The organism is Candidatus Woesearchaeota archaeon, from assembly GCA_018302225.1.
Classification (GTDB): Archaea; Nanobdellota; Nanobdellia; order SCGC-AAA011-G17; family JAGVZY01; genus JAGVZY01.
In genome coordinates this window covers 1-6,697 of record JAGVZY010000017.1, presented here as the reverse complement: position 1 = coordinate 6,697, position 6,697 = coordinate 1, and the positions used below count along the sequence as shown (strand labels likewise).

The window sequence follows — 6,697 nt, the reverse complement described above, 5'->3', positions numbered from 1 at the left end:
TTGAATTTACTAAATAAGGTTCTATAAATATCTGTAACAAATAATAAGTAGAGTATAATGTAACAGGGAGTAAAACAAATAATAAATAAGAAGATAATAAAGCTACTATAAAAGCTAATGAATATCTTAAAAAGATAGATTTCATATTTTAGAGAATAAAATTTAAATTTATAAAATTAGAGGTTAAACAGCAATTGCTTCATAAACAATAGTAATCGATTTCGCTCCAGGAGTTGAATCTTTAGGGTAAAATAATTCAATAAATGTTTTTATCTGATTTGAAGAATCTGAAAAACCTAAGCTATTGCAAACTCCTTGAGTTGAGTTACTATTATAGGATGCAAGAGTTCCATAAGAATTTAGGCCAGTACATGAACTAACTTCATTATCTTGAGAGATGATTGAAATTTTTGCTAAATCAGTAAGAGTACATCCTTGTGAAGTTCCACAAAATGCTTCTTCAGCATCTGTTAATATAACATAAGAAGAGACATTAACATTGACAGTTCCATTATTAGTTATATTGTGGGTATCATCTAATGATGGAAATTCTGTTGTATTGAACCAGCAATTATTTGTAGTATTTGAATTTAATAATCCATAATCACTCGTACAACTTGGATCATAATGGCCAGAACCGAATGCAATAGTACTATCATCTAATGTTATACCAACGACAGAAGGTGCTCCTTCAACACTAACATTTTGAATAGATACTTGGTGGTAATTAGAATTTAGAGTTAAATTAAATAAAGGTAAATTTCCATTCATATCAGTAGTTAGATTATAGACTAATGATAAATTTTCATAGATATAATTTGTTGCGTTTGTAGACAAGCCAGAAACATTGTATTCAGCAAACATACTAATATTTGTACATTGATCTGTCCAGTTTACTGAAGATTTAGAGATTGTTTCATTAATAATTTTAGTTACATTAATACTGCTAATAATTGAATAATTAGTTTTTACTTGAACATTTGAAGCACTAGTAATAACTGAGCCGTTATCAAAAGATCTACATCTAACACTAGCTAAATGCTCGCAAAGGAATATTGAACCAATAGAACCATATCTTGTTGCAGTAGCAGACCTGCCACCAGAGACATTAATATAACCTGTAAATTGGTTGTCATCGGAATAGATTGCAACTCGACCTCCTGAACCTCCACCTTCATTAGCATTAGAAGCTCTACCACCTTGCAAAGAAATTGTACCATTTCCTACAATTGTATCAGTAATTATATATACACTACCACCAGAACCACCACCATCAATTGATAATGAACCATTAGCAGAAATATTTCCATTCAAGAATAAAGTGTCACTAACATTCAAATAAATTAAACCTCCAGCAAGACCATTAGCACTACTTGCTACTTTACCACCGCTTCCAAGATCTAAAGGTGCAGTTAAAGAACCATATGGAGAAGAAGAAGCTGACCCACAACCACCTTGACCGCCATAACTACCACCACAATTACTCACACTTGATGCACCAGGGCCATAATTTCCTGCAAATCCAACATAATCCGCCGAGATTGTACTGCCTTCATAAAGATATAAATTTAATGCTGAAAGATTGATAAAATAAACTTTATTATTAAAATTCTTCATATGCTCTAATGTTCCATTAGAATAAATCATAAAGCTTACTAAAGGATTGAGAGTATAATTTGTTGAGACAAAAAACTTTCCGGACAAATAAAAGAAAACAATTTCTGGCATGTTAAAAGTTGTATTTTGCCATAAATATGAATCTGCAGGCAAAGTAAAACGAGAGTTATTGAAAGTAAATGATCCATCTTCAAGGACAACTTTTGCCATATCAGTAATGTTTAGAGAATGAATAAATTGTTTATCAATAAAACTGGAATTAATTCTAGTTCTTGCATACAAGCTAACAGTTTTATTTCCATTACTTACTAATAAAGTTGAATGATTGACAAGGGTATTCATATAATAAATTGTGCCTGCTGAACCAGCCCTAAGAGCATCAGTTCCAATCCCTCCAATTGCTTGTATGTCGCCAGAATATTGGTTTGTTTCATAATAAATTGCAATCCTTCCGCCAGAACCACCACCATCAGCAGTAGGAGTTCCACCATTAGACATAATTAAACCAGTACCATTAAAAGTTTGGGCTCTAATGTAAATACTTCCGCCAGAACCACCACCATCAGTAGATTTAGAACCATTAACAGAAATAATTCCATTGTTAATAAAAGTCTCAGAAACATTTAGGTATAAAGCTCCACCACCCATTCCTATCTTGGGATTAATTCCTTTACCACCACTCCCAATATCTAGTGGCTCAGTAACTGAACCATATGGACCAACGATTGGTAATGACACACAACCACCCTCACCACCATAACTACCACCACAGTAACTTGTACTTTGAGTACCAGGGCCATAATTTCCTTCATAGCCTGTTCCATATAATTGGATTTCGGCTCCATTAGATACAATAAAATTCTTTGCTGAAAGATTGATAAAATTATATTTAGATTTATTATTACTAAAATGAGATAAATTACCACCAGAATATAAAGTAAAATTCATAGTCTTATTAAAATAATATTCATTTGCTAAAAAAAGATTTCCAGCAACTTCAAAAGTTTCTATAGATGGAAAAAATAATGTATTATTCTGAAGAAGTCCAGAAGAACTAGAGATATGAAGATTAGTATTATTAAAAGTAAAACTAGAATTTTCCAGGTATAATATTGCCATCTCTGTAATATTTAATGAATCAACAAAGCCTTTTGTCAAAAAGGAAGAGTTTAGTGCAGTAAATGAAATTTGGCTTGTAGTAATATTCTTATTTGAGATGTATAATGTTGAATGATTGTTTATTATATCTTTTAAATAAATCGTTCCAGCACCACCAGTTTTAGTAGCTGTTGCTGAAGTTCCACCTGTAGCATTAATGTGACCAGTGAAATAATTATTCTGATAATAAATAGCAATTCTACCACCACCACCACCACCATCAGTCTGATTACATTTACCACCAGTAGATAATATTGATCCAGAACCATTTATATTCTTTGTAATAATATAAATACTTCCGCCAGAACCACCACCATCAAGAGAACTTGAACCATTAGCAGAGATAGTTCCTGAAATAACCAAATTATTTGAAACATTCAAGAATAAAGCTCCACCACCTCGACCACTAGTTTTAACTAAATTATTACCACCACTCCCTAGACTTAGAGGTTCAGTAACTGAACCATATGCTAATATTGAAACTAATGTGGTACCACTACCTCCTTCACCACCATAACTACCTCCCCAATAAGCAGTAGAGGGAGAACCTGGTCCATTATTTCCAGAATAACCAAAACCATCTGCAATAATTTTACCCTGAACAAAAATCTCATTTGCAGTAATATTTATAGTTGTATTCCCTGCACCAGTAGAATTTATGTAAAGGTCAGAACTGACTGTAATAACATTACATTCATAACTAGAATCACTCCAAACAGTGCTTGAAGAAATAGTAACGTTTCCAGAACTATCCGGACAATTTGGATAATCTGAGAGTGTTGCATAATCATCAGATAATGATGCAGATTCTTGTAGAACTGTGGATTCTATACTTCCATTAGGATCATAAATTGTGTAACCAGTAAATGTTCCATAAGAAAAAAGAATAATTCCAAATAATGCAATAAAGAAAATCCAAGCACTAATCTTTGATAAATCTATTGAGCCTAATTGTTTTAATTCATTTTTATAGGATTTTATATAATCATCATAATAATTATTCCATTGTTTTAAAGAACGATTTTTGAAAATTTCTTTTTTATTCTTTTCATAATCTTTGGTTGAAATTTTTTTATCTAAATATAGAATATCTAATTGTTTAGAATATTCATTAATATAAATTTTTAATTGTTGAGTATAAGAGATAGCATCAGCTAATTGTTTTTTCCTCATTTCAGTTTTATTTTTGTTAATTTTCATTTTCGGTGATATGATGTCCAAATTGTTCGTTCATTTTTTTTAAGTAATATTCCAATATCATGATATGAGAGAGATTTTTGTTCACGAAGATATTTTACAATAGTTTTCATTGGAGGGATTTTATTAGAAAAAATATCTAATGGAATTTGTAAATCATTACTAAAAATTTTAAATTTATGGGGCAATTTATTTTTTGCAGTTGAGTATGTATGCCAAAGGTTTTTTTCATTTCGTTTTAAAAGTTTAGAAATCTCATGAAAAGTAAGATTTTTTTCTTCTTTTAGATATTTGACAATCGATTCTAATGGAGTTAGTTTATGTGAAAATATTGAGATAGGGATAAATGGTTTGTTTAAATCATTAATAATCTGTTGTAAATAATCTTTTAATTGATTTTCATTAAGATTAAATCTAGCTTGCAAAGTAGTAAGTATTTCATTTGAATAATTCCCTCCAGACATTATACGTCTAATGTAGGTTTTATTTATAAATATTTGCTATTTTTACCTATTTTAAATGGTATAATTACGTATTTTGTAGGTAGTTTATACTTACAATAGGTGTTATTCAAAAGAAGACTGTAAAGAATCATCATCAGATTCAGTAACAGATTTTAACCTTCTTTCTTTTGGAACCATATTTCTTAGAACATTATTCCTAAGATTTCCACAACCGAGAATATCATTTTCTTGCTGAACAATCACATAACCTGAATTTCCATCTATATTAATATCATCTCCCTTCATCCAATTTTCAGATTGAGACTTTGTTAACTGGACAATATTCTTTTTAGCTTTAATTAATTGAGAACCTTCTATAGAAAGTCTAAGACCATCACGCTCTTTTTTTAAAAAATACAATCCTTGATTATTGATTCTTAATCCTGATAAATCCATTTTGGCAAAATCTTTACTCAAAAGAAAAATTTTGTTATCCGAACCTTCAAAAAATAAACAATCAAGCTCAGCTTGAAAATCAAACTGGTCTTTTAATTTATTGAAAAGTTCTTTACGGTCTCTGGTATTTAAAAAGTTTAATTTCTGCATAGAAAGGTATTATATACAGATATATTTATATATTCCGATTGTAAATTTTAATGTAATGGAGCAAGATATTCGAAAGTATGCTTTGCACAATGCTTTAAAATTTGAAGGTAAGGCAAATCCAGGATCAGTCATAGGGCAATTATTTTCTAATAATCCAGAATTGAAAAAGAAAGCTGGTGAAGTTTCTAAAAAAGTTCAAGAGATTGTTACTAAAGTAAATAAAATGAGTTTAGAAGAACAAAAAAAAGAATTGAAAAAAATTGCTCCTGAATTACTTGAAAAAAAGAAAGAAAAAAAGAAAAAAGAATTACCAGAATTGAAAAATGTTAAAGGAAAATTTGTTACAAGAATTCCTCCTGAACCATCAAAATTTATGCATTTAGGACATGCTGCCTCATTTTTGATTAATTATCTTTATGCGAAAAAATATCATGGAAAAAGCGTTTTGAGGTTTGATGATACTAACCCTGAAAAAGCAAAGAAAGAATATTATGAATCTATTGAAAAGGATTTAGAGTGGTTAAAAATTAATTATGATTCAAAAATAATTGCATCTGAACATATGGAAGAGTTCTATAGTTATGCTGTGAAATTAATTGAAGATAATGAAGCATATGTTTGTTTTTGTGAACAAGAGAAGATGAGAAATTTTAGAGATAAATCACAAATATCTCCATCTTTGAATTTTCCTTTAAGAAATGCTTAAAGGAAAATTCAAAGATGGAGAGGCGACTTTAAGATTAAAAGGAGATATGGGTGATGCGAATGCTGTTATGAGAGACCCTGTATTGTTTAGGGTGATCAATAAAACACATGCATTAACTGGGAAGAAATACAAAGTGTGGCCTATGTATGATTTTGAAACTGTTGTTGGTGAAGAAATTACGGGAGTAACACATATTTTTAGAAGTAATGAATTTGGGGATATGAGAATTGCTCTACAAGATTATATTAAAGATTTATTAAAATTCAGAAAACAAGAAGTGTTACAATATGGGAGAATTTCTGTTAATGGATATGAAATGCAAGGAAGAGTTATCAGAGAGAAAATTGAAAAAGGAGAAGTTGAAGGATGGGATGATCCTCGGCTTATGACAATCATGGCTTTGAGAAGAAGAGGAATTGTGCCTGAAATGTTTTATGAACTTGCATTAGAGGTTGGATTATCGCCAACAGCAACAAATTTAGATTGGAGTGTAATTGCAGCTATAAATAGAAAAATTATTGATCCGACAACAAAAAGATTTTTCTTTGTAAAAGGGGATTGTAAGATTAAAATTGATAATGATATAAAAAATGTTAATATACCATTGCACCCAGAAAATAAAGAATTAGGAATGAAAAAAATAAAAATTGGGAAAGAATTCTATATCAATGATGTAATTAAAAAGAATGAAATTTATAGATTCATGCATATTTTTAATTTTAAAAATAATGAATTTATTTCTGAAAAATATGACCCAAAATTAGATGCAAAAATTATCCATGCCGTACCAGTAGAAGATGCAGTTAATGTTCAAGTATTAATGGATAATGGGGAGATTATCAAAGGTAAAGGAGAAGGAGCATTAAGAGATTTAAAGGAAGGAGAAATAATACAATTTGAAAGACAATTCTTTGCAAGATTAGATGATAAGAAAAAAATGTTATTTGTTTATGCACATGATTAGAAAGTT

The 6,697-nt window shown here is 29.9% G+C and carries 5 protein-coding genes; 2 read left to right on the top strand and 3 right to left on the bottom strand.

Annotated features, from left to right (window positions below; genetic code table 11):
* Positions 1-183: 183 nt before the first annotated feature.
* The 3 genes from J4403_04620 to J4403_04610 all read right to left on the bottom strand — a co-directional run bounded on the left by J4403_04620 (position 184) and on the right by J4403_04610 (position 5,021).
* A complete protein-coding gene (locus J4403_04620) occupies positions 184-3,975 on the bottom strand; it encodes a hypothetical protein (GenBank protein ID MBS3167457.1) in 3,792 nt (1,263 codons plus the stop codon).
* Complete coding sequence (locus J4403_04615) at positions 3,972-4,436, bottom strand: hypothetical protein (GenBank protein ID MBS3167456.1); 465 nt, start codon at positions 4,434-4,436, stop codon at positions 3,972-3,974. Before J4403_04615 ends, J4403_04620 begins: the two co-directional genes overlap by 4 nt.
* A gap of 102 nt (positions 4,437-4,538) precedes the next feature.
* A complete protein-coding gene (locus J4403_04610) occupies positions 4,539-5,021 on the bottom strand; it encodes a hypothetical protein (GenBank protein MBS3167455.1) in 483 nt (160 codons plus the stop codon).
* A gap of 55 nt (positions 5,022-5,076) precedes the next feature.
* Here J4403_04610 and J4403_04605 point away from each other — a divergent pair, with 55 nt between their 5' ends.
* Both J4403_04605 and J4403_04600 read left to right on the top strand, forming a co-directional pair.
* The gene (locus J4403_04605) at positions 5,077-5,727 is read left to right on the top strand and encodes a hypothetical protein (GenBank protein MBS3167454.1); all 651 of its coding nucleotides are present in this window, start codon (positions 5,077-5,079) and stop codon (positions 5,725-5,727) included.
* Positions 5,720-6,691 (top strand): hypothetical protein, encoded by a 972-nt coding sequence (locus tag J4403_04600; protein ID MBS3167453.1) that lies wholly within the window; start codon positions 5,720-5,722, stop codon positions 6,689-6,691. Before J4403_04605 ends, J4403_04600 begins: the two co-directional genes overlap by 8 nt.
* Positions 6,692-6,697 lie beyond the last annotated feature (6 nt).

Excerpts from the sequence above, each read along its gene's own strand:
- J4403_04605 (MBS3167454.1), top strand. The coding sequence starts at position 5,077 with ATGGAGCAAGATATTCGAAAGTATGCTTTGCACAATGCTTTAAAATTT.
- J4403_04610 (MBS3167455.1), bottom strand. The coding sequence starts at position 5,021 with ATGCAGAAATTAAACTTTTTAAATACCAGAGACCGTAAAGAACTTTTC.
- J4403_04615 (MBS3167456.1), bottom strand. The coding sequence starts at position 4,436 with ATGTCTGGAGGGAATTATTCAAATGAAATACTTACTACTTTGCAAGCT.
- J4403_04600 (MBS3167453.1), top strand. The coding sequence starts at position 5,720 with ATGCTTAAAGGAAAATTCAAAGATGGAGAGGCGACTTTAAGATTAAAA.
- J4403_04620 (MBS3167457.1), bottom strand. The coding sequence starts at position 3,975 with ATGAAAATTAACAAAAATAAAACTGAAATGAGGAAAAAACAATTAGCT.